This is a genomic window from Rhodococcus sp. WS1 (assembly GCF_003797745.1).
GTDB classification, from domain to species: domain Bacteria; phylum Actinomycetota; class Actinomycetes; order Mycobacteriales; family Mycobacteriaceae; genus Rhodococcus_F; species Rhodococcus_F erythropolis.
The window spans coordinates 168,658-188,881 of the sequence record NZ_RKLZ01000002.1; the positions used below are offsets into that span (position 1 = coordinate 168,658).

General features: G+C 61.1%; 21 protein-coding genes, 1 tRNA gene and 1 other RNA gene. 12 read left to right on the top strand and 11 right to left on the bottom strand.

Annotated features, from left to right (window positions below; genetic code table 11):
• Nucleotides 1-10 precede the first annotated feature (10 nt).
• Genes EEB12_RS13280 through EEB12_RS13290 form a run of 3 tightly spaced genes read right to left on the bottom strand, consistent with a single transcriptional unit; the run spans nucleotide 11 to nucleotide 3,019 of the window.
• Nucleotides 11-1,063 carry a 3-keto-5-aminohexanoate cleavage protein gene (locus EEB12_RS13280; RefSeq protein ID WP_003943988.1) on the bottom strand — a complete coding sequence of 351 codons (1,053 nt, stop codon included), beginning with the start codon at nucleotides 1,061-1,063 and terminating at the stop codon, nucleotides 11-13.
• Between the two features lie 51 nt (nucleotides 1,064-1,114).
• Nucleotides 1,115-2,014: a TauD/TfdA dioxygenase family protein gene (locus EEB12_RS13285; RefSeq protein ID WP_141487932.1), complete on the bottom strand. Its 900-nt coding sequence runs from the start codon at nucleotides 2,012-2,014 to the stop codon at nucleotides 1,115-1,117.
• A gap of 30 nt (nucleotides 2,015-2,044) precedes the next feature.
• Nucleotides 2,045-3,019 carry a quinone oxidoreductase family protein gene (locus EEB12_RS13290; RefSeq protein WP_141487933.1) on the bottom strand — a complete coding sequence of 325 codons (975 nt, stop codon included), beginning with the start codon at nucleotides 3,017-3,019 and terminating at the stop codon, nucleotides 2,045-2,047.
• Nucleotides 3,020-3,219: 200 nt separating this feature from the next.
• Here EEB12_RS13290 and EEB12_RS13295 point away from each other — a divergent pair, with 200 nt between their 5' ends.
• Nucleotides 3,220-4,224 (top strand): AraC family transcriptional regulator, encoded by a 1,005-nt coding sequence (locus EEB12_RS13295; RefSeq protein WP_021342611.1) that lies wholly within the window; start codon nucleotides 3,220-3,222, stop codon nucleotides 4,222-4,224.
• On the opposite strand, the gene EEB12_RS13300 is transcribed toward EEB12_RS13295, so the two are convergent.
• On the bottom strand, nucleotides 4,217-5,263 hold the full coding sequence (locus tag EEB12_RS13300; RefSeq protein ID WP_024487913.1) for a YeiH family protein: 1,047 nt from the start codon (nucleotides 5,261-5,263) through the stop codon (nucleotides 4,217-4,219). The genes EEB12_RS13295 and EEB12_RS13300 overlap by 8 nt on opposite strands.
• A 101-nt stretch (nucleotides 5,264-5,364) precedes the next feature.
• On the opposite strand from EEB12_RS13300, the gene EEB12_RS13305 reads away from it, so the two are divergent.
• Complete coding sequence (locus tag EEB12_RS13305) at nucleotides 5,365-6,273, top strand: LysR family transcriptional regulator (protein WP_020905889.1); 909 nt, start codon at nucleotides 5,365-5,367, stop codon at nucleotides 6,271-6,273.
• Between the two features lie 6 nt (nucleotides 6,274-6,279).
• Here EEB12_RS13305 and EEB12_RS13310 read toward each other — a convergent pair whose 3' ends face one another.
• The 4 genes from EEB12_RS13310 to ffs all read right to left on the bottom strand — a co-directional run bounded on the left by EEB12_RS13310 (nucleotide 6,280) and on the right by ffs (nucleotide 9,767).
• On the bottom strand, nucleotides 6,280-6,861 hold the full coding sequence (locus EEB12_RS13310; protein ID WP_019746526.1) for an HhH-GPD-type base excision DNA repair protein: 582 nt from the start codon (nucleotides 6,859-6,861) through the stop codon (nucleotides 6,280-6,282).
• 18 nt (nucleotides 6,862-6,879) lie between these two features.
• Nucleotides 6,880-8,235, bottom strand: coding sequence for a glycosyltransferase 87 family protein (locus tag EEB12_RS13315; protein WP_020968199.1), 1,356 nt, complete (start codon nucleotides 8,233-8,235; stop codon nucleotides 6,880-6,882).
• Between the two features lie 98 nt (nucleotides 8,236-8,333).
• Entirely contained in the window at nucleotides 8,334-9,626 is a 1,293-nt protein-coding gene (locus EEB12_RS13320) for an aminotransferase class I/II-fold pyridoxal phosphate-dependent enzyme (protein WP_019746524.1), read from the bottom strand.
• Between the two features lie 41 nt (nucleotides 9,627-9,667).
• Nucleotides 9,668-9,767, bottom strand: an RNA gene (gene ffs / locus EEB12_RS13325) — signal recognition particle sRNA small type.
• A 136-nt stretch (nucleotides 9,768-9,903) separates the two neighbouring features.
• On the opposite strand from ffs, the gene EEB12_RS13330 reads away from it, so the two are divergent.
• From EEB12_RS13330 to EEB12_RS13340, 3 genes are all read left to right on the top strand, one after another.
• A tRNA-Ser gene (locus EEB12_RS13330) sits at nucleotides 9,904-9,991 on the top strand.
• Between the two features lie 77 nt (nucleotides 9,992-10,068).
• Nucleotides 10,069-10,509 carry a hypothetical protein gene (locus EEB12_RS13335; protein ID WP_019746523.1) on the top strand — a complete coding sequence of 147 codons (441 nt, stop codon included), beginning with the start codon at nucleotides 10,069-10,071 and terminating at the stop codon, nucleotides 10,507-10,509.
• A gap of 56 nt (nucleotides 10,510-10,565) precedes the next feature.
• Nucleotides 10,566-11,384, top strand: coding sequence for a pentapeptide repeat-containing protein (locus EEB12_RS13340; RefSeq protein WP_019746522.1), 819 nt, complete (start codon nucleotides 10,566-10,568; stop codon nucleotides 11,382-11,384).
• Nucleotides 11,385-11,419: 35 nt separating this feature from the next.
• Here the strand turns inward: EEB12_RS13340 and EEB12_RS13345 are convergent, their stop codons facing one another.
• Nucleotides 11,420-11,728 (bottom strand): DUF6191 domain-containing protein, encoded by a 309-nt coding sequence (locus EEB12_RS13345; protein ID WP_007731580.1) that lies wholly within the window; start codon nucleotides 11,726-11,728, stop codon nucleotides 11,420-11,422.
• 133 nt (nucleotides 11,729-11,861) lie between these two features.
• On the opposite strand from EEB12_RS13345, the gene EEB12_RS13350 reads away from it, so the two are divergent.
• Together EEB12_RS13350 and EEB12_RS13355 are read left to right on the top strand one after the other, a co-directional pair.
• The gene (locus EEB12_RS13350) at nucleotides 11,862-12,533 is read left to right on the top strand and encodes a response regulator transcription factor (protein ID WP_019746521.1); all 672 of its coding nucleotides are present in this window, start codon (nucleotides 11,862-11,864) and stop codon (nucleotides 12,531-12,533) included.
• Nucleotides 12,534-12,572: 39 nt separating this feature from the next.
• Nucleotides 12,573-13,352 carry a helix-turn-helix domain-containing protein gene (locus EEB12_RS13355; protein ID WP_141487934.1) on the top strand — a complete coding sequence of 260 codons (780 nt, stop codon included), beginning with the start codon at nucleotides 12,573-12,575 and terminating at the stop codon, nucleotides 13,350-13,352.
• A 22-nt stretch (nucleotides 13,353-13,374) separates the two neighbouring features.
• Here the strand turns inward: EEB12_RS13355 and EEB12_RS13360 are convergent, their stop codons facing one another.
• Together EEB12_RS13360 and argE are read right to left on the bottom strand one after the other, a co-directional pair.
• Nucleotides 13,375-14,664: an MFS transporter gene (locus tag EEB12_RS13360; RefSeq protein WP_141487935.1), complete on the bottom strand. Its 1,290-nt coding sequence runs from the start codon at nucleotides 14,662-14,664 to the stop codon at nucleotides 13,375-13,377.
• Nucleotides 14,665-14,690: 26 nt separating this feature from the next.
• A complete protein-coding gene (gene argE, locus EEB12_RS13365; RefSeq protein ID WP_019746518.1) occupies nucleotides 14,691-15,878 on the bottom strand; it encodes an acetylornithine deacetylase in 1,188 nt (395 codons plus the stop codon).
• Between the two features lie 111 nt (nucleotides 15,879-15,989).
• Between argE and EEB12_RS13370 the strand changes: the two genes are divergently transcribed.
• The 5 genes from EEB12_RS13370 (at nucleotide 15,990) to EEB12_RS13390 (ending at nucleotide 20,223) form a co-directional block, all read left to right on the top strand.
• Entirely contained in the window at nucleotides 15,990-17,057 is a 1,068-nt protein-coding gene (locus EEB12_RS13370) for an Lrp/AsnC family transcriptional regulator (RefSeq protein ID WP_228117863.1), read from the top strand.
• A gap of 51 nt (nucleotides 17,058-17,108) precedes the next feature.
• Nucleotides 17,109-17,669, top strand: a complete 561-nt coding sequence (locus EEB12_RS13375) for a TIGR03086 family metal-binding protein (protein ID WP_020968193.1) — start codon at nucleotides 17,109-17,111, stop codon at nucleotides 17,667-17,669.
• A gap of 51 nt (nucleotides 17,670-17,720) precedes the next feature.
• A complete protein-coding gene (locus tag EEB12_RS13380) occupies nucleotides 17,721-18,329 on the top strand; it encodes a TetR/AcrR family transcriptional regulator (protein WP_019746515.1) in 609 nt (202 codons plus the stop codon).
• Between the two features lies 1 nt (nucleotide 18,330).
• Nucleotides 18,331-19,227, top strand: a complete 897-nt coding sequence (gluQRS, locus tag EEB12_RS13385) for a tRNA glutamyl-Q(34) synthetase GluQRS (RefSeq protein WP_141487936.1) — start codon at nucleotides 18,331-18,333, stop codon at nucleotides 19,225-19,227.
• A 255-nt stretch (nucleotides 19,228-19,482) separates the two neighbouring features.
• Nucleotides 19,483-20,223, top strand: coding sequence for an EAL domain-containing protein (locus EEB12_RS13390; RefSeq protein ID WP_019746513.1), 741 nt, complete (start codon nucleotides 19,483-19,485; stop codon nucleotides 20,221-20,223).
• Nucleotide 20,224 lies beyond the last annotated feature (1 nt).

The following is a 20,224-nucleotide window of genomic DNA, read 5'->3' on the forward strand; positions in this document are numbered from 1 at the left end:
GGGTGCGAACTCAGGCGTGCTGCGTGAATCCCAGCTGGCCGATCCGGCGGTTGGGCGCGTAACCCAGCTTCGCCAACGTCTCGTCGGTGTCGGCATACGTCTCGCCGATCCGGTAGATGTCCCGAGCTTCCTTCGCGGTAGCCACCTCGCGGCCCAATTCGCCTGCAATGCGCACCAACTGCTCGATCTGCTGCACCGACGTCATCTTCTCGCCCTTGCGGCCCCAGATGGTGTCCTCGTTGCCGCAACGAGCGTGCAAGCCCATCGCGATGGCCATCGTGTTCACCGGCAGGACGCTACGCATCAGCGTTTCCAGCGTCAGGCACGCACCGTCGGGAACACGCTGGACGAAGTTCATCATGTTGTACGGGTTGGGGCCGTCGAAGCCGCCGCCGATTGCCACCCATGTGAGGTTGACCGGGCCGGTGTAGATGCCGCGTCGGATCAACCGCTCCACCGTTTCGAGCTGCGGGATACTGGACAACTGGAAATGCGGCTGGATTCCGGCGGCCTGCAACCGGCGCAGGTGCTCTGCCACCCACTCCGGACCGGCGGGCACGGTCATTTCCCGATACGTGTCCGCCAATTCCGGACGCTGCATCGACGTACCCGCGATGTCGTCGTCGGTCATCAGTTCCATGATGTTCATCTGGCTGGTGTTGATCGCGATCGTCACCTGATCGGGAGCCGGCTCCAATTCCGCCAGCATGTGACGCACGTCGTCGGACAACCACTTCGCATCGGCGCCTTCGCCCTCCGGGGCAAACGAAATCGAGCCGCCGACCTGCAGAATCATCTCGGGAACGGCCTCACGCAAGCGGCCGAGAAGCTCGTTGAACTTCGACAGTCGCTTCGAGCCCTTGCCGTCGAGTTCACGCACGTGGATGTGGAGAACGGTGGCACCGGCGTTGAAGCAGTCGACGGCTTGCTGGACGTGCTCGTCCATCGACAACGGGAGGTCTTCTGCAAAATCGTCCGGCTCCCACTCCGGTCCGTAGGGAGCAACGGTGATGACAAGCTTGTCCTGGGTTTCGGGGAACAGTGAATCGTCGTGGAAATGCATAGCGTGACTCCGATCGAGTGAATGAATTATTCTCGGGGCTGGGAAGAGAGATCAGAACGGTGCGTCGCCGATGATTCCGGCGCGCTCCATCTTTCGAACCGCGGGCCAGTAGTCCTGCACCGCGTAATGCTGTGTCGACCGGTTGTCCCAGATCGCGACGCTGTTCTCGGTCCAGCGCCACCGAACCTGATACTCGGGAATCTGGGCCTGACTGGCCAGGTAGGTGAGCAGGTTTCCGGCACCGGGGGCGTAATCGATTCCGTAGCGGACGTTCTCGGGCGTGTGATAGTTCACGAGGTGTGTGGCGAACGAATTGACGAAGAGAATCTTCTCGCCGGTCTCCGGATGTGTTCGTACCACGGGATGTTCGGCGTCGGGAAAGCGTTCCTTCAGCTGGTGCCGCTGATCGATCGGCATCCGAGCGCCGAAGGTCGACTCGATACTGTGCCTGGCACGCAGGTCCTTGATCTGCTCCTTGACCCGCGCCGGCAGATTCTCGTAGGCGAGTGCCATGTTCACCCAAATCGTGTCGCCGCCGACCGGAGGTGTTTCCACACAACGCAATACACATCCCATGGGAGGGTTCACGCGCCAGGTGGCGTCGCAGTGATACGCATTCTCGAAATGCTCCGGCGGGCTGTCCAGGTCTTTGTAGATGCGGACCAGGCCCGGGTGGTCGGGGTCGCTGCCCAGGGCCGGATGATCCTCGAGCTCACCGAATCGCTGGGCAAGCTCTACGTGCTCGGCTCTGGAGAAGTTCTGGTCGCGAAAGAACAGAACCTTGTGTTCGAGCAGCAATGCCTTGATCTGGGCAAAGAGTGCAGCATCTCGCGCGACCTCGCCGAGATCCACCCCGGACAACTCTGCCCCGATCGAACAGGTCAATTTCTCGACGTGGATCGTGCTGGTCGACGAGGGAAGGTTTTCTGTCAACGTTGCGGTGTTGGTCATGACAATTCCTCTGGGAAGTGCTGTTTCGGTTCAGACGGAGAAGACGGAGGAACCGATACTGCGACCGGACTCCATGTCGTGGTGCGCACGCACCGCATCTTCGAGGGGGTATCGCTGGTTGATCTCGATCTTGATTCGCCCGGATTCGACGTGTGAGAACAGTTCGCCCGCCAATTCGGCACGTTCCTCGGGATCTGCGATGTAATCGGCAAGTGCCGGACGTGTGAGGAAGAGAGATCCCTTGACGGCCAACTGCATTGCCTGAATCGGCGGAGTCGGCCCGGACGCCGTTCCGAAGCACACCAGCAGCCCGCGCCTGGCAAGGCAATCGAGAGAGATGTCGAACGTGGATTGCCCGATACTGTCGTAGACAACCGGCACGCCGACGCCCCCGGTGATCTCCTTGACACGCGCTACGACGTCCTCGCGGGTGTAGATGACGACTTCATCGCACCCGTGAGCTCGGGCAACGCTCGCCTTCTCGTCGCTCGACACCGTTCCGATCACTTTGATTCCCAACAGTTTTGCCCACTGGGTGAAGATCAGTCCAACCCCGCCCGCCGCAGCATGCAGCAACACGGTGTCTCCCGCTTTCAACGGGTAGATGCGACGCAGAAGGTAGGCGGCGGTCAGTCCTCGCATGGTCATGGCGGCCGCGGTGTCGAAGGTGATGCCGTCGGGTAGCGCGATCAGGTCGGACGACGCCATGATCCGCTCGGTGGCGTACGCACCCAGCGGACTGCCGGTGTAGGTCACACGGTCCCCCACTGCAAAATCGACTACTCCCTCGCCAATCTCTTCGACCACACCGGCGCCCTCAACGCCCATCCCGGCAGGCAATTGCGCAGGATAGAGGCCACTTCGAAAGTAGGTGTCGGCGAAGTTCAACCCCACCGCTTCATGACGAACCCGAACCTCTCCGGCACCGGGTCGTCCTACCTCGATCTCTTCCCAACGCATGACGGACGGTGTGCCGATCTCATGGAACCGAATGGCGTTTGCCATCAATGCTCTCCAATTCTGTGGGCGGGCTCGACTCGATTACGGTCGAGCTGTATTCGTACGCAACAACTTCCAGAAGTCGGTGCTCGACTTCGCGGTCGTGCCGAACTGATGTGAACAAAACTATGTGAGATCCGGCTCACATGCTTAACTTGACGAGACACACAACACAACATTTCGGGACATCGAGTAAAGGGGGCCCTATGAAGCCACTCGCCCGCTACGCGTCACTGAACCGATACGTCGACCTGTGCCGAACAGTGGACGTGGACGCTGTGGCCCTCATGAGAAGTGTCGGCCTGAGCCCGGCAAGCCTGGCGAACCCCGACCAATGGGTACCGGCCGCCTCCATCGCATCGCTCCTGGAGCGATCGGCAGCGGAGTCCGGACACGAAGACTTCGGGCTTCTACTCGCCGGCCTGCGTCGACTGTCCAATCTCGGTCCCCTCAGCTTGGTCATCAGGGAAGAACCAGACGTCAGGAGCGCGCTCGACGTATTGATGCGATACGAGCACACGTACAACGAGTCATTGCGCATCCGATTGAACGAGGTCAACGGACTCGCCACCCTGCGAATCTCGCTCGAGGTCGGCGAACCGGTCGACACCAGACAGAGCGTCGAACTCGCAGTCGGCGCGACGCTGCAGATCCTGCGAAGTTTCCTGGGTTCTCGATGGCATCCGGTCAGCGTGGGATTCACACACAATGCCCCGAAAGATACGAGCACGCATCGACGAATCCTCGGCGACACCGTGGAATTCGATCACGAATTCACCGGAATCGTTTTCTTCGCCGCCGACCTGGATGCGGCAAACCAACTGTCCGACGAGTTGCTCCGGCCGTACGCTCGCCAGTTCCTCGACTCACTTCCCGCATCGGAAACCTCCGACACCCTCAGCCGCACCAAGGAATTGATCGAAGTTCTGCTTCCGACCGGCCGCTGCTCTGTCGAGCAGGTGGCACGAAGCCTCGGGTTCGACCGGCGGACACTGCACCGTCATCTCGCCGAATCCGGAGATACGTTCACGGCCGTTCTCAATTCGGTCCGAAGCACCCTCGCGGAACGATTTGTCGCCAACCCTCGCTATTCATTGACCGAAGTGGCGGTCCACCTGGGGTTTTCGACGCAGGGTAGTTTCTCGCGCTGGTTTCGCACTCAGTTCTCGACGAGCCCGAGCGCATGGCGGACTCAACGCTCGATCAGCTGACCAGCACGACTCCGACGTAGGCGATCGTCGCCACCCACACGGTGGAAATCGCGGCCAGAACGAATGGTCGTGCGCCCACTCCACGAATGACGCTCAGCCGCACCCCCAGCCCGAGAGCGAACATCGCAGCAGCCAACAGCGCCGTCTGCACAGTCTTCGCCAATCCGAGAAGCTCATTTGGCAACATTCCGGTGGAGCGCAAACCCATGCAGCCGATGAATGCCACGACGAACAACGGAATCAGCGGGGGCCGCTTCGTTGCGGTGTTGTCGACCATCGTGCGTTGCCGAATGCTCAGAAACGCCATGACCGGCGCCAACATCAATACGCGCGCAAGTTTCACCACGGTCGCGACACCCAACGCGGTGGCGCCGAGAGCGCTGCCGGCAGCCACTACTTGTGCCACTTCGTGGATCGACCCACCGGCCCACATGCCCGCCTCGATCTCGTTCATACCGAAAGCATCGGCCAGCAAGGGGATCGTCGGAATCATCAGAGTTCCGAAGATCACCACCAGCGCAACAGCGGTCAGCAACTCTTCCTCTCGCGCATTCACCACACCGTCCGCAGCAGCCACAGCGGCGGCGCCACAGATCGAGAAGCCGCAGGCAATCAGAATCCTCTGCGACCAACTCAATCCCAGAAGCTTTCCGGCATACATGGTCCCGGCGATACCGAGGAACACTATCGCCACCACAACGGCGATCACTCCCCAACCCAAACCGACGATGTCGGAGAACATCAATTGCAGCCCGAGCAGAGCGATACCCACCCGAAGTAGCCGTTTCGCCGAGAATGCCAGGCCAGGTTGGAATTTCGCCGGCAAAGAGACGGTATTCGCCAACACCGCACCCGCCACTATCGCAATCAGCAACGGACTCACGGCGGAGGTGAACTGACCGGCAACCAGCGCGACCGTGGCCCCCAAGGCGCACAACGCAACTCCGGGCATCAATGCAGCGACGCTCGACCACCGTCGTACTTCTGACGAAGGGGCGACTGCGGGTTTCTCGGCCACGGACTTCACATCACGGTTCACTCATCCAGCGTCCTTGAGCCACCATCGCTCCGGTAGGGCGATTTCTACCATCACGACATATCAGATCGATATGGAATAGATGCTGGGTATAGCCTGTCTGCATGACCAGAAGGTGGCCCGACCTCACCACACTCGAGCTACTCGTCGGCATCGATGATCACGGAAGCCTCAGTGCTGCAAGCCGTCTGGCTCACATCGCACAACCGAATGCCAGCCGCGCCGTCAAAGCCCTCGAGCGGCAGCTCGGGATGCCACTCATACACCGAAGGTCGACGGGGGCGACTTTGACTCCGCAGGGGACCGTCATCGTCCACTGGGCGCGCCGCGTCCTCGCCAACTCGAGGCAGCTTCTCGACGTCGCCGAAGGGATGCGGACCGAACGATCCGCGGAATTGACCGTGTGTGCCAGCATGACCGTCGCCGAACATCTGATCCCGGCCTGGCTCGGCGTCTTTCGATCACTGCATCCTGGTGTCACCGTCCACCTTCAGGTCTACAACTCGACACGCGTACTCGAAGCCGTCGAAGTAGGAATGTGTGACCTCGGATTCGTCGAGTCACCGACCGTTCCGAAGAGCCTGCCCAGCGTCACCGTCGCGCGTGACTCGCTGGTCGTGGTCGTTCATCCGGATCATCCATGGGCGCGTCGACGAAAGCCGCTGACCGTCGCCGAACTGGCAGCGACACCTCTGCTGGTGCGTGAGCCCGGATCGGGAACCAGAACGACTCTCGACCTGGCGTTACACGAATACGAGCGCGGTGCACCGTTGTTGGAACTGGGTAGTTCGGCCGCGATTCGAACCAGCGTGCTCGGTGGCGTCGGCCCGGCGGTACTGAGCACGCTGGCCGTCGAGGACCAGGTGAAGCAGGGAGAACTTCGGGTCGTAGCCGTCGAAGGCTTGGAACTCGACCGATCCCTGCGTGCAGTGTGGCGCCCGCCGCGTCAGCTCGAGGGCCCCGCAGGCGACCTGATGAAAGTAGTGCGTGCCAGCGGGTCCCGGAAATCCTGAAAGCGGCTACTTCTTGTCGGCCTTCGCTGCCGCCTTTGCGGCCTTCTTGAACTCGCGGACCTCGAGCAAAGACTGTTCGTCGACCACGTCTGCAATCGAGCGCCTCGACCCCTCGAGCCCGTAGTCGCCGGCCGCTTGGCGCCAACCTTTCGGCTCGACGCCGATCTGTTTTCCGAGCAACGCCAGGAAGATCCGGGCTTTCTGATCCCCGTAACCGGGTAGGGCTTTGAGCCGCTTCAGCACTTCCTTGCCGTCGGGATTTCCCGAAGTCCAGATCGCCGCGGTGTCGCCGTCGTAGTTCTCGACGATGAACTGGCACATGAGCTGGATACGCTCGCCCATCGACTTGGGGAATCGGTGCACAGCCGGAGGCTCGGCACAGATGGCGATGAACTCGTCGGTGTCCATGTCGGCGATACGCCTGACGTCGATACCGCTGAGCCGATCCGCCAGCTTCTTCGGACCGAGGAAGGCCGTTTCCATCGGAACCTGTTGATCGAGAAGCATTCCGATCAACAACGCCAACGGGTCCTCGGCGAGGAGGGCATCAGCTTCGGGGTCACCGACAAGGTTCAGTTGAAGTGCCATGAGTCCGATACTGCCACGTCAGGCGGCAGTTGTGACCGGCGCCGACGCATCCGGAGCCGGAATCTTCCACTTCTTCCAGCCGAACAGAACCAACGTCGAGACCGCGGCAAGCGTGAAGACCCAGAGGTAGACGCCGACGGTCGGAATCCGCAGATACTCGGGTGGCACGAACATGAACAGACCCATTCCGACAAAGCGATCCGTACCCGGAATGACCGACGGGTCCCACCAGGTGTGAGACCAGTTCAAGACTGGGAGCAGGAAAACGAACGGCGCCACCCACGCCCAGCGCTTCTTCGACACCATCGCGTAGTGCGCGGCGAGGACGACCAGCGGGACGAACCACACCCAGTGATGACCCCACGAGAACGGCGAGACAGTGGTCGCAGTCAACCCCGTCATGGTGAGGCCGAGCAATTTCTGGCCGTGCCGGTGAGCAATCCACGCGGCACCGAGTCCGAGGCATACTGCCAGCGCACTGAAGACGAGGACCAGGACCCGCGACGGCGTCGGAGTGTGAGTGAGCTGAGCAATCAGACCGGACACGGACTGGTTGCTCGGAGCATCCGTCGGTCCGACGCGTTCGCTGTCGACAAGAGTGCCGGTCCAGTACTTGTACGCATCGTTGTAGATCACGACGAAACCAATCGCGACGGTCGCCGCGAACGTCACGACGGCCGTCACCAACGCACGCCATTGACGAGTGATGAAGAGGTACGCCCAGAAGAAGGCCGGAGTGAGCTTCACACCGGCGGCGATGCCTGCCCCGATTCCTCGGAGCCGACTCTTCTCGTCCCGACCGAGGTCCCACACGATCAAGAGCAGCAGGAAGATGTTGATCTGCCCGAGCCAGAGCGTCGTACGTATCGGTTCCATGAACAGAAAGATCGTGGTGGCCAACGCACTGACGGCGTAAGCCTTCACGTCGAGCCGATAACCGAGGTACTTCCAGCACAACACGATCACTGCGAACAACGCAGCGATGTTCAAACCCGTCCACACGACAATCGCCTGTTTGAACGAGAGCACCGCCCACACCGTGAACAGCAAAGCCGCAAACGGGGTGTACGTGAACATCATCCCTTCCAGGACTGGCCCGTCGTACAACGGAAGGCCCTGAACCACAACGCTGCCGCCGTGGCGGTAGACGTCGAGATCGAGGAAATTTTCGAAGATCCCCCAGTACCGCGTATTCATCGGCACGGCGAAAAGAACCATCAGCACGGACGCGACTGCCAGAACACCGAGCACAGAGAATCCGAGAACACCGACACGGAGACTGCGTCGCGGTATGTCAGCTTCGATGACCGACTCTGATTTCGCGGTGTGCGCCTCGAAAGAGGGTCCATCCGAAGCGTTGATCGCGCCCGTCACTACAACCTCCGGGATTTACACCCTATGTCGGGAATTGATGCTCCGAACGGTACAAGACGAGACCGAAAAGTACCGACCGGGCACGCCGCTTAGAGAACTCAGATCTCGGAGAGACGCGATTCGGTGGCTGCGAGCAGGACACACGTCGCCACGCCGTCCATGGCAACTTCGAGTTCAGCCGTGGACGGGAAGCTCGGGGCCAACCGGATGTTCCGGTCGTCCGGATCCGTGCTGTACGGGAAAGCCGATCCGGCAGCGGTGAGCGCGATACCCGCGTTCTTCGCCAGTTCGATGACGCGCTTGGCCGTGCCGTCGACCACGTCGAGGCTGATGAAGTATCCGCCCTTCGGCTCGGTCCAGGACGCGACCTTCGAAGCACCGAGACGATCCTCGAGGATCCGCAGTACGAGCTCGAACTTGGGTGCGAGGAACGCGCGATGCTTCTCCATGTGCGCACGAACGCCGTCGGCATTGCCGAAGAAACGCAGGTGGCGAAGCTGATTGACCTTGTCAGGTCCGATGCTCTTCTTACCCAGGAACTTCTGGTACCAGGCAAGGTTTTCCGCCGAGCTACCGAAGAAGCTCACACCAGCGCCGGCGAAAGTGATCTTGGACGTCGACGCGAACACGAGCGGACGGTTGGGGTGTCCGGCCTCCGCTGCCATCGAGAGAATGTCGTAGGAAGGTGCGGTCTCGCCGACGAGAGGATGCACGGCATATGCGTTGTCCCAGTACAGGCGGAAGTCCGGCGCGGCCGTCGGCATCGACGCGAGCGTCCGGACAATTTCTTCGGAGTACACGGCGCCGGTGGGGTTCGCGTAAACCGGAACCGCCCACATGCCCTTGATCTGCGGATCTGACGCAACAAGTTCGGCGATCTTGACGACATCCGGGCCGTCGTGGTTCATCGGCACCGCAATCATCTCGATGCCGAGGGACTCGGTGATCGCGAAGTGGCGGTCGTAGCCCGGTGCGGGGCAGAGAAACTTGATCTTCTCTTCCTGTGCCCACGGCCGGGCCGAATCCGGAGTGCCGTGCAGCAGTGAGAACACGACGTTGTCGTGCATGATCTCGAGGCTCGCGTTGTTGCCGGCGAGAAGGTTCGCAACGGGGATACCCAGCAGCTCACCGAAGATGGCGCGCAGTTCCGGCAGACCGGTGAGTCCGCCGTAGTTGCGGCAGTCGGTGCCGCTGCCGTCACGGAAGTCACCGTCGCCGGGCAGCGTCAGCAGCTCTGCGGAAAGGTCGAGTTGTTCCGGGGAAGGCTTACCGCGGGTCAGATCGAGTGCGAGCTTCTGCGCCTGGAGCTGCGTGTACTTCGCGCTCTGGCTCTCATGCTCGGAGGTGAGTTCTTCATGGCTCATCAACCCGATCTGGGTTTGGATAGGCATCCGGAGCGGCCTTTCACCGACGAGGCGGGGTCGGGTATGTGAAAAAATAGAGGACCCCGCGCACCCGGCAGAGCCCGTTGACCCTTGCTGCCTTCCGGCCCTGGGGGAGTTCACAGGATGCGCGCCGCGCGGGATCCAATGAACAGTGTAGACGGCTTTCGTCGGCCGCTGCACACCACCTACCGGGGTGGAGATGCAAACCCTGAGATCCACCGGTTCTTCGCAGGTCAGGTACCCGTTTAACGCTTCACGCCTGCAATTGGGTATGCTGCTCCACGGAGGATTCGCCTAGTGGCCTATGGCGCTCGCCTGGAACGCGGGTTGGGTTAACGCCCTCAGGGGTTCAAATCCCCTATCCTCCGCCAGGGAAGTCCCCGACCAGTCTTGGTCGGGGACTTTTTCTTTGCCACGAAGCATCGCCGAGCAGCGATACTGTCGACGAATGCGTCCCTCGACAACTGGCCGGGTCATCGCAGCAGGTACCGGCCTGATACTGAGTGCACTTGTCGACGCCCCCGTGAAAAAGTGGATGTCTCACCGCCGAACACCTGCCTACGCCGCCGGCCTCGTGGTCGCCGCGGCCGTTTATCCCGTGGCTCGGCAGGGACAAGCTCGGCAGGGACGCCTGGTCGACGTCTCCATTCCCGTTCGCGAATGGAGTGCAGTGTCCGCAACATTTGTGGTCTTCGTCGGCGCACTGGTTCTGCAGCCGAGTACCGCACGGCGACTGGTTGCAGCGAGCTGGGCCGTCCACCCGATTTTCGACCTACTTCACGAGCGTGGTCCGGAATCACGTCTGCCGGATTGGTACCCCGCAATTTGCGCGGGATACGACCTCGGAGTCGCTGGACTTCTTGCTGCCGAACCACGCAATTTCGTTTGACAGACTCACGAACTCGAAGCCAGACTTTCCGTCCAACCCAACAATCGGGAGTACGCGTGATTGCCGGCCAGACCAATCTGCTCGCGGATTGCAGCAGTTGCTTCGGCCTGTGCTGCGTCGCACTCCCCTTTTCCAAGTCCTCCGACTTCGCGACCAACAAGAATGCCGGCGACCCCTGCAAGAACCTGCAGCAGGATTTCCGCTGCGGCATTCACACCGGATTGCGAAAGAAGGGCTTCACCGGTTGCACCGTCTACGACTGTTTCGGTGCGGGACAGAAGGTTTCACAGCAGACCTACGACGGCATCAGCTGGCATGATGCCCCGGAGACCGCGTCAGACATGTTCGAAACGTTCCCTGTCGTACGCCAGTTGCACGAACTGCTCTGGTATCTCGCCGAAGCCCGCTCGCTGAAGCAAACCCACTCGATACGAAAGGAACTCGACGCTGCACTCGCAGAGACGGAAAGCCTGACCAACGGCACGCCTTCGCAGATTCAAGCCGTCGACGTCTCAGCACACCGAGCGACAGTCAACACACTGCTCTTGCAGACGAGTGACCTTGTCCGCTCACCTGTCTCGGGCAAGAAGGGTCGCAAACTCGACCACCGCGGCGCAGACCTCATCGGAGCCAAATTTCGTGGTTCCGACCTACGTGGGGCCAACTTTCGCGGGAGTTATCTGATCGGTGCAGACCTCCGCGACTGCGAACTCGATCGAGCCGATCTGATCGGTGCAGACTTGCGCGGCACCGATATTCGCGGCGCAAAACTCCGCGGCAGTATCTTTCTCACTCAGTTCCAGATCAACGCGGCGGTTGGCGATTCGGCTACCACACTCCCCGATTCACTGACCCGCCCCAGCCACTGGGCCTGAGCCCGACTGTCAACTCCGTCGACTGTTGGCGACTGTCAACTCCGTCGACGGAGAACGACCTTGTTAGCTTCCGGATCGACGGATACCCACGGCGGGTCACCGTCGGTTCCGTCCTCACGATGCATCAACGCGCTCTGCCGCTGTTCGAATTCATGATGCTTGGACCCCTGAAACAGGGCAGCAACCTCTTCGAAGCCCGCCGCCGAGACCGGACGAGTCGTGCGCCCCCTGGTCCACGGCAGTGCGCGGCCACCGGTGAGCCGGTTCCAGAGAGTCTCGGCGAACGCGAACAGAACCAGCAGCACGAGCAAGCCTGGCAGCGTCAACGCGAACAGAGTGCCCATGAAAGAAGTCTAGCGACGAACGCCCCAGGTTCCCTCAACTTTTGATCAGCCACCTTGTTGTGGCCATGCGGTGGATGATCTGCCAGAATGCAAGCTGTTACGACTAGTAACACCTTCGGGGGGAGGATTTCACGTGAGCTTGATACTTGCAGCTACCGACCGTTCGGAGCTTGCCCAGACACTCGGGGCCGAATTAGTACATTTTGGTCATCAAACACAGCTCGTCCGCACCGGGCGCCGCCTACTCGACGACCTGGACACCGACAGTTTCGATATCGCCGTGATCGATCTCTTGTTGCCGGACATCGACGGCTACGAGATTGCACGACAGATCCGCTTGCGCAGTTCGATGCCGATCATGATGTTGGTGGATACACACGAGGACATCGACGAAGCACCACATGGCGCTGTCTCGGACTTCGTACTGAACCCGATCGATTCTCACGCGCTCGATCTTCGGGTCACCGCGATCCTTCGTGAAACCGCGCATCCCGCCGCCGGAAAACACCAACGCCACGGTGACCTGCTCCTCGATCGACGTGCGATGACGGCGACGATGGGCGGAAAGCTGCTCGTCCTCAGCCGGACCGAATGGCGGGTACTCCTGGAACTGTCGACCGAGCCTGGGCGCGTGTACTCGCGTGATCATCTGATCCGAAACGTCTGGGGTTCCGACCACGAAAAGACACGTGTGGTCGACGCGACCATTCTCAGCTTGCGGTCCAAACTCGAATCCAATCCCGCGAAACCGAAGTACATCAAAACCATCCGGGGGTTCGGATATCGCTTCGGCCCGGTCGAATGAACTCGCCTTCGTGTCGGTGGCGCTCGATAGGCTCTTGTCATGGGTTGGTACACACCACAATCGGTCGCCCCGGATCTCTCCGACATCCTGGTGTGTGGCTGGACGGCGTGCGCAGAAGGTGAACACCTACTCGTGCCCGATGCTTGCATGGACGTGCTGTGGATACGTGGCGTCGGCATACGCGTCTGTGGCCCCGAAACCGCTGCATGGTCATTCACTCTTCCGCCCGGAACACGCTCCGTGGGTGTTCGATTCCGCCCTGGATCGGCATCGCCGATGTTGCGAACCTCGGCGTCCGAGCTTCGAGATTCTCGCGCTGACCTCAGCGCTGTAACCGACGCACGCACGGAACGAATACTGTTGAACCGCTTGGAAAATTCCGAAGACCACGAACAAGTCTCCATCCTCGAAAGCGCTGTCCGGAGTTGGGCAAGTTCGAGCTTCCGTCACGATCCGGTGATCAACCACGTCCGCACCGCACTGTCCGAACATTCGTGGAATGTCAGCACTCTCGCCGACGCGGCGGCACTGACTTCGCGCCAACTCCAGCGTCGATGCAACGACGCCTTCGGATACGGCCCTGCAACGCTGCGCTCGATCCTGCGCCTCCAGCGTTTCATGGCGCTCGCCCGCAGTCGACCCGCACTGGGCCTCGCTGAATCCGCAGCCCACTGCGGATTCAGCGATCAGGCCCACTTGACGCGTGAATGCCGCCGATTCTCTTCGCTGACCCCGGCAGCTCTACTGCGAACCCAAGCCCCCGACTGGCACGGGTCGGAAACCGTTGTCGCGCTGGCAGAGGGAGACGCGGTTGCATGATCGCTACCGCGCTCCCCCGCCGTCACTTCTGACTGAAAAGCGTCCTGGCAGACCACAGTCCGCCGAGGGAGAGCACTGCGACCGTCATGTAGTAGTAGCTCGGAGCGTCGAGCGAGCCTGTTGTACTGATCAACCAGGTCAAGACCAACGGCGCGATTCCGCCGAGCAAGGTCACGCCGAGGTTGTACGACAAAGACATCCCGGTAGCCCGGATCTCCGCTGAGAACAGCGAACTCATCAAAGCAGGCAAGGGGCCGAAGGCAAACGCCATGATGACGCCCAGGGCCGAAACAACCAGGACGAGCGTCAGAGTCGAGGGGTGATCGACCATCAGTTTGAAGAGCGGCCAGGCCAGGACGATTGCCGCAACGGCGGCCCAGGTCATAACTCTCGCAGGTCCGACCCGGTCTGCAAGATGACCGATCAACGGCACGGTGATCAAGGTGACCAGTCCGGCGACGATTCCGCCGAGGTAGCCGGCAGAGGCGGATACTCCGAGGTTCTTCACGGCAAACGTCGGCATGTACAAGATGAGGTAGATCGAGATCGTCGCGACGCCGACTACTGCCGCGCCGGTCAGCACCCGGCCGAGATGCCTGGTCAGCGTCGTCTTCAGCGGGGCCTTTTCCGGGACGCTCGTCTTGAAATCGTCCGTTTCATCGAGCTTGGCGCGGATGTAGAGACCGACCGGCCCGACGATGATGCCGAAGAAGAACGGAACGCGCCAGCCCCACGAGTAAAGCGCTTCATGCGAGAGATGGGTATTGAGCACGTATCCGAACAACGATGCCAGGAAAACCGAAGCACCCTGGCTGGCAACCTGCCAGGAAGAGTAGAACGCCTTCTTGTGCGGTGCAGTTTCCACGAGGAAGGTTGTAGCAGTACCAAATTCACCGCCAGCGGAGAATCCTTGAATGAGTCGCGAAACCAGGATGACGACGCCGGCCCACGGCCCGATCATCGAGGTCGTCGGCGCCACGGCCATGATGAGCGTGCCGATCATCATCAGCATCATCGTCAACGTCAAGGCGTTCTTGCGCCCGCGACGGTCGGCATAGCTTCCGAGAACCATCCCGCCAAGCGGCCGGATGACGTATGAGATCGCGAACGTCGCGAACGTCAGTATCAAGCCGAGAGTGTTGTCGCCGCCGGGAAAGAAGTTATGGGCGATGACCACTGCAAATGATGCGTAGACGATGACGTCGAACCATTCGAGCGCAGCGCCGAGCGAACTGCTGATCACCGCCTTGCGAGCAGCGGCCAGGCGTTCCGGGGTGACTGCTCCGGAGGTTGGCGTAGTTGCCGTGGACATGGTTTTCCTTAGGGGGTGAGGGTGGGTCAGGCGCGGGCGTGAGCGATGACGTTCCGAACGAACTGCTCGCACTGTGCCAATTGGTCAAGTGTCACGTACTCGTCAGGTGCATGCGCCTGAGTGATGCTTCCCGGCCCACACACAACAGTGGGGACACCGATACTCGCGAACATCCCGGCCTCGGTGGCGTACGCGACCTTTTCGTCCGAGGGTCGACCACCCCATTGTTCGACCAGTGCGGCCGCCGAAGCATTCGCATCCGTCTCCAGGGGAGGAACCGAGGCCGACACGTGCATCGCCACGGAGGCTGACGGGTTTTCTTCCTGCATCAGGTTTTCGATCCGATTCGCCTCGGCGGCAAAGCGTTCGAGCAAATCTGCGGCGCCAGCTGAGCTGATGCTCCTGAATTCGAAAGTGATGGAGCAATCCTCGGGGACAGTGTTCACTGCGATCCCGCCGGATACGAGATTGACCGAGCACGTCGTCCAGGCCACGTCGAATGCGTCGTCGTACGGGCCGGACGCACGGAGCTCGTCGGCCGCGCTTCTGACGAATCGAATCAACTCCGCGCCGTATTCGATCGCGTTGACTCCTTGCGGAGTAAGCGACGAGTGCGCCGAAACACCATGCAGATCAACACGTATGACGTTCATCGACTTGTGTGCGCGAATGACCCGCATCTCCGACGGCTCTCCGACGACGCACACATCAGGGCGCAGGTTCCGGGAAACAACCTCCTCGACCAACCCGGCCGCACCGATGCAGCCGACTTCCTCGTCGTAGGAGAATGCAAAGTGAATCGGCTTCGCCAGCGGCCGAGCAACGATGTCGGGGATCGCCGCGACAACGATCCCGATGAACGACTTCATGTCGCACGTGCCGCGTCCGTACAGACTTCCGTCGCGAATTTCGGGAGTGAAAGGGTGGCTGCTCCAGTCTTGATCGTCGACCGGCACTACATCTGTATGGCCGGAAAACATCACTCCACCGGCAGTGCTTCCGTCAGGAGGCGTGAATGTTGCCAACAAGTTCAGCTTGGAACCCTCGTCGTCGGAAACGAGTATCGGCTCGACCCCGTGGCGACGTAGTTCCGCGGCGATGAGATCGATCAACGGTCGATTGCTCACGGCACTCGTCGTATCGATTCCGATGAGGCGCTGCACCCAGTCGAGACTTCTCTCGGTTGGAACAGCGGACAACGTGGTGGACGACATCTGGGTTCTCCTTTCACAGCACGAACGCGGTGGGCACTTGCCACCGCGTTCTGCCCTTCGAGCATGAATGAAGTGATCCCAGACACAATGAAGATGCATGATACTTGCAACATGATCGAAGAAACGCAGGATTCCGCCGTGCTCGACGACGTCGACCTCGCCCTGATCAATTGCCTGCAACTCGACCCGCGAGCGTCGTGGCGCACGGTTGGTGACGCGCTCAAAGTTGATCCGGTTACCGTCGCGCGCCGCTGGCAACGGCTACAGGACTCCGGCACCGCCTGGGTCTCCGCGAGGGCAACCGGCCACGGCCGTCCGGAATCGTGTCTGGCTTTCGTGGAAGTCGACTGTACGACTTCGAACGCCTTGGCGATTGCGGAACATCTTGCCCGCTGGCCGCAGGTTCTGAGCGTCGAACACACAAGCGGCCCAGGCGACTTGACTCTTCTCGTCGAGGTCAGAGACATGGCTTTCCTGTCGCGTTTCCTGCTTCGCTCACTCGCGTCGGTGCCCGGGATCGTCAGTTCGCGTGCACACCTCGTCACCGAGGTCTTCGCGATCGGAGACGACTGGAAATTGCAGGTACTCGATGCCACGCAGCGGGCGGTGATGACAGACCGGCCTGTGCGCTACAAATATGCTCCGACGGATCAGCGCCATCACGGGAAGACTTTCGACGCGGTCGACCGCCAATTGATATTGAAGCTGGGCGAGGACGGTCGATCCTCGATTGCCGAGCTCACGGTCGGTACCGGCCTGAGCGAAAGTACGGTCAGGCGGCGACTTGCCGAACTGACGTCGCGCAACCAAATCGTGTTCCGCTGCGACGTGTCTCTACCGCTGTCCGGCTGGCCCCTCGTGACCTGGGTGTGGGGATATGTCGATCCCACGGACCGGTCGACGATTCGTGCTCTGGTGGAGCGAGTGCCTGGAACACGAGTGTGCATGCGGATATCCGGTGGACGCGCCAACACACTGCTCGCGATCGCCGCACACTCCCTTCGCGAAACTCCCATTACCGAAGTACAACTCGCACAAGAGGCACCGGGCCTGGTGGTGCTGAACAGGTCAGTGGTGCTGCGATCGATGAAGAGGGTGGGCCGACTTCTCGATGACGAAGGCAAGAGCGCCGGGGTCGTACCGATGGACATCTGGGCGGAAGCCCCGGAGATCGAGTGAATGTCCGAAATAATCAATCATGACGCGCCGCGGTGGAGAAGGATTGCTGTCATGACTTCAACAGAGATCTCCCCCGCCCAGCGTTATCGGGATCTGGCCGCCGGATTCACGGCGCGGATCGACGCCGTACCCGCCGACCGCTGGGACAACGATTCCCCCTGCGAGGGCTGGACCGCCCGCGACGTGGTGAGACACGTGCTCGACAGCGAACGAGACATGGTCAAGGTAGTCGGCCTGGAATTGGCACCCGGTCCGTCGGTCGACGACGACCCGTCGGCAGCCTGGGCGGCCGTCCGAGATTCGATGCAGGCCATTCTGGACGATCCGGCAAAGTCCACCCTCGAATACGACGGGCACTTCGGCCGGACCAACCTCGGGGCCACGGTCGAGGGGTTCTTGTGTTTCGATCTGGTCATCCACGGTTGGGATCTCGCAGCCGCGACCGGCACCGATACGACGATGCGTGACACGGACGTGGAGTGGGTGTCGGAGATCGCCGCGGGCCTCGGCGAGTCGATCCGCATGAGCGGTGTGTGCGGCCCGGAAATACAGGTTCCGGACAACGCTGACAAAGCGACGAAACTCCTTGCCTTCCTCGGCCGGAAGGCGTGAAAAAGTACCCCTGACGTGGGCATTACTTCCATACACATGTAATGTCGCGGTATGCCGGAACGCCGAAAATCCTCCACGAGTCCAGACCTGCTTGCGGCGGCATTGTTCGATGTCGCCGCGGAATCCGGACTGGAAAATGCCAGCGTTCGCGAGGTCGCAAAACGGGCGGGTGTCTCGATCGGCGCAGTGCAACATCATTTCTCGACCAAGGACGAGATGTTCGCATTCGCACTGCGAACACTCGTCGATCGATTGTTGACCAGACTGGCCGAATCGTCCGCCGACGCGGACCCGCATACCGCCCTGTTCCAGGCGCTCTCGCAACTCCTGCCCCTCGACGAGCAACGCACGCGTGAGGCGCATGTGCTCGCCGCGTTTGCCGTGCGCGCCGCAACCAGTGAGTCACTCTCCGAAATCCGCCGGACAACCCTGTTCACAATCCGCACCGGCATCTCGACAGTTCTGATCGGGATCGGAACTCCGGAAGCGGAAACCAGAGCGGCACTTCTACTTTCAACCGTCAATGGATTGGCCCTCGACGCACTCGGAAGCCCCGCCATGTATCCGCCGCAGTACCTCGATCACGCTTTGGAAACCCAGATCCGCCTCACCCTGCACGACGCCGAGAACCCGCTCGCCTCCGTCGGGCTCGCCAGCTGACGTGGCAGGAGCAGGACGCTTCGCGCCGAGCCCGTCCGGCGATCTCCATCTGGGAAACTTCCGTACCGCCCTCTTGGCCTGGCTGTTCGCCCGCACCAGCGGGCGCGACTTCCTCATTCGCGTCGAGGATCTCGACCGTGTCCGACCCGGCTCGATGGAGCGACAACTCGACGATCTGCGCAGGCTCGGCCTCACATGGGACGGCCCAGTCGTCTTACAATCGCACCGTCTTCCCTTGTACCACAACGCTATCGAGCTACTACGCGAGCGCCACCTGACCTATCCCTGCTTCTGCACACGCAAGGAGATCCTGCAGGCACCGTCCGCTCCCCATGCTCCCGATGGCGCCTATCCCGGCACTTGCCGGAACCTGTCGGCGGCCGAACGCGCCGAGAAATCGGCAAGCGGCCGATCCCCCGCGCTGAGGCTACGGGCCGACATCGATTCGTTCACCGTGCACGACGAACTGTTCGGCGAGGTGACGGGGCAAGTCGACGACGTCGTCCTGCTCCGCGGAGACGGCGTACCCGCCTACAACCTCGCCGTTGTCGTCGACGACGGTGCACAGAACATCGATCAGGTGGTCCGCGGCGACGACCTCCTGACCTCGGCGCCGCGTCAGGCGCACCTTGCTCAACTGCTCGACATCGAACCGCCGTCGTACGCCCACGTTCCTCTCGCGTTGAACAGTGAAGGCAAACGACTCGCGAAGCGCGACGGCGCAGTGACTCTGGCCGATCAACTCGAGGCCGGACGCAGTGCCGAACAGGTCCTGACAATGATCGCGTCGAGCATCGGTCTCGCTGAACCCGGCGAAGTTGTCACACCACCCCAATTGGCGGATCGATTCGACTCTCGCAAGATCCCCCGAACCCCGTGGATTTTCCCGGCGAAGTAAGTGAAGTTTCAATCGACACCTCGTCGGGACAAAAGCTCGATTGTCCGATATGACAAAGCCGTCCGCAATAGCTATTCGTTGGCAATTCTCGATTAGTGAAGTACGGTCAAGACTGGCGAAGGAAATTCAGGGCGAGTAGTCCCTGCAAAACTACGCCCGGGATCTGAACCTGGGATCCGACCGCAGTACCCACTTGCAGCATCCACGCTGACACGCACGTGCGGCACGGGCGACTCAGGACGAAAAGGAATACGCATGGTCCGCGAGCTTCGCGAGGCACTCGACGACCATCAATTCGAGGTGTTGTATCAACCCCAGGTCAATCTGAACTCGTCAGCAATTATCAGCTATGAAGCACTTCTGCGGTGGCGCCATCCGCTTCGAGGGTTGATCGAACCCCAAGATTTCATGCGCTCCGCCGAATCCTCTGGGCTCATCATTCCCATCGGGCTGCAGGCTCTGGACATGATCTGTGCCCAAACAGCGTCGTGGCCTGAGCACATGATGGTCGCGGTCAACTTTTCACCTCGCCAACTCGCTACCCCACACGCCGCTCACGAGATCCTCGGAGCGCTGGACAGTTCAGAAACCCCACTGAGCAGAATCATCGTGGAAGTCACCGAACTCGGCGTCGTGGGTCGGCATGCCGCCGAGACCCTTCACGTCTTGCATAACGAGGGAATTCGAATCGCGCTGGATGATTTCGGGGCGGGCTTCGCGTCTTTCTCCGCGTTGTCGGAATTGCCGCTCGACATTCTCAAGATCGACCAATCCTTGACCTGGGCCGTCAGCGCAGCGGGTCGTGCTGGAGACCGCGCCTTCATGGTCATGGAGTCAATCGCCGACATCGCTCGGAAACTCGGGCTTGATTCGATCGCCGAGGGCGTCGAAACTGCCGAACACGCAGCCAACGTCTTGCAGGCCGGCTGCGACATGGGCCAGGGCTATTACTTCGGGAAGCCGCTTCCTGCGTCGTCCATAGTCACTCCCGTGTGAG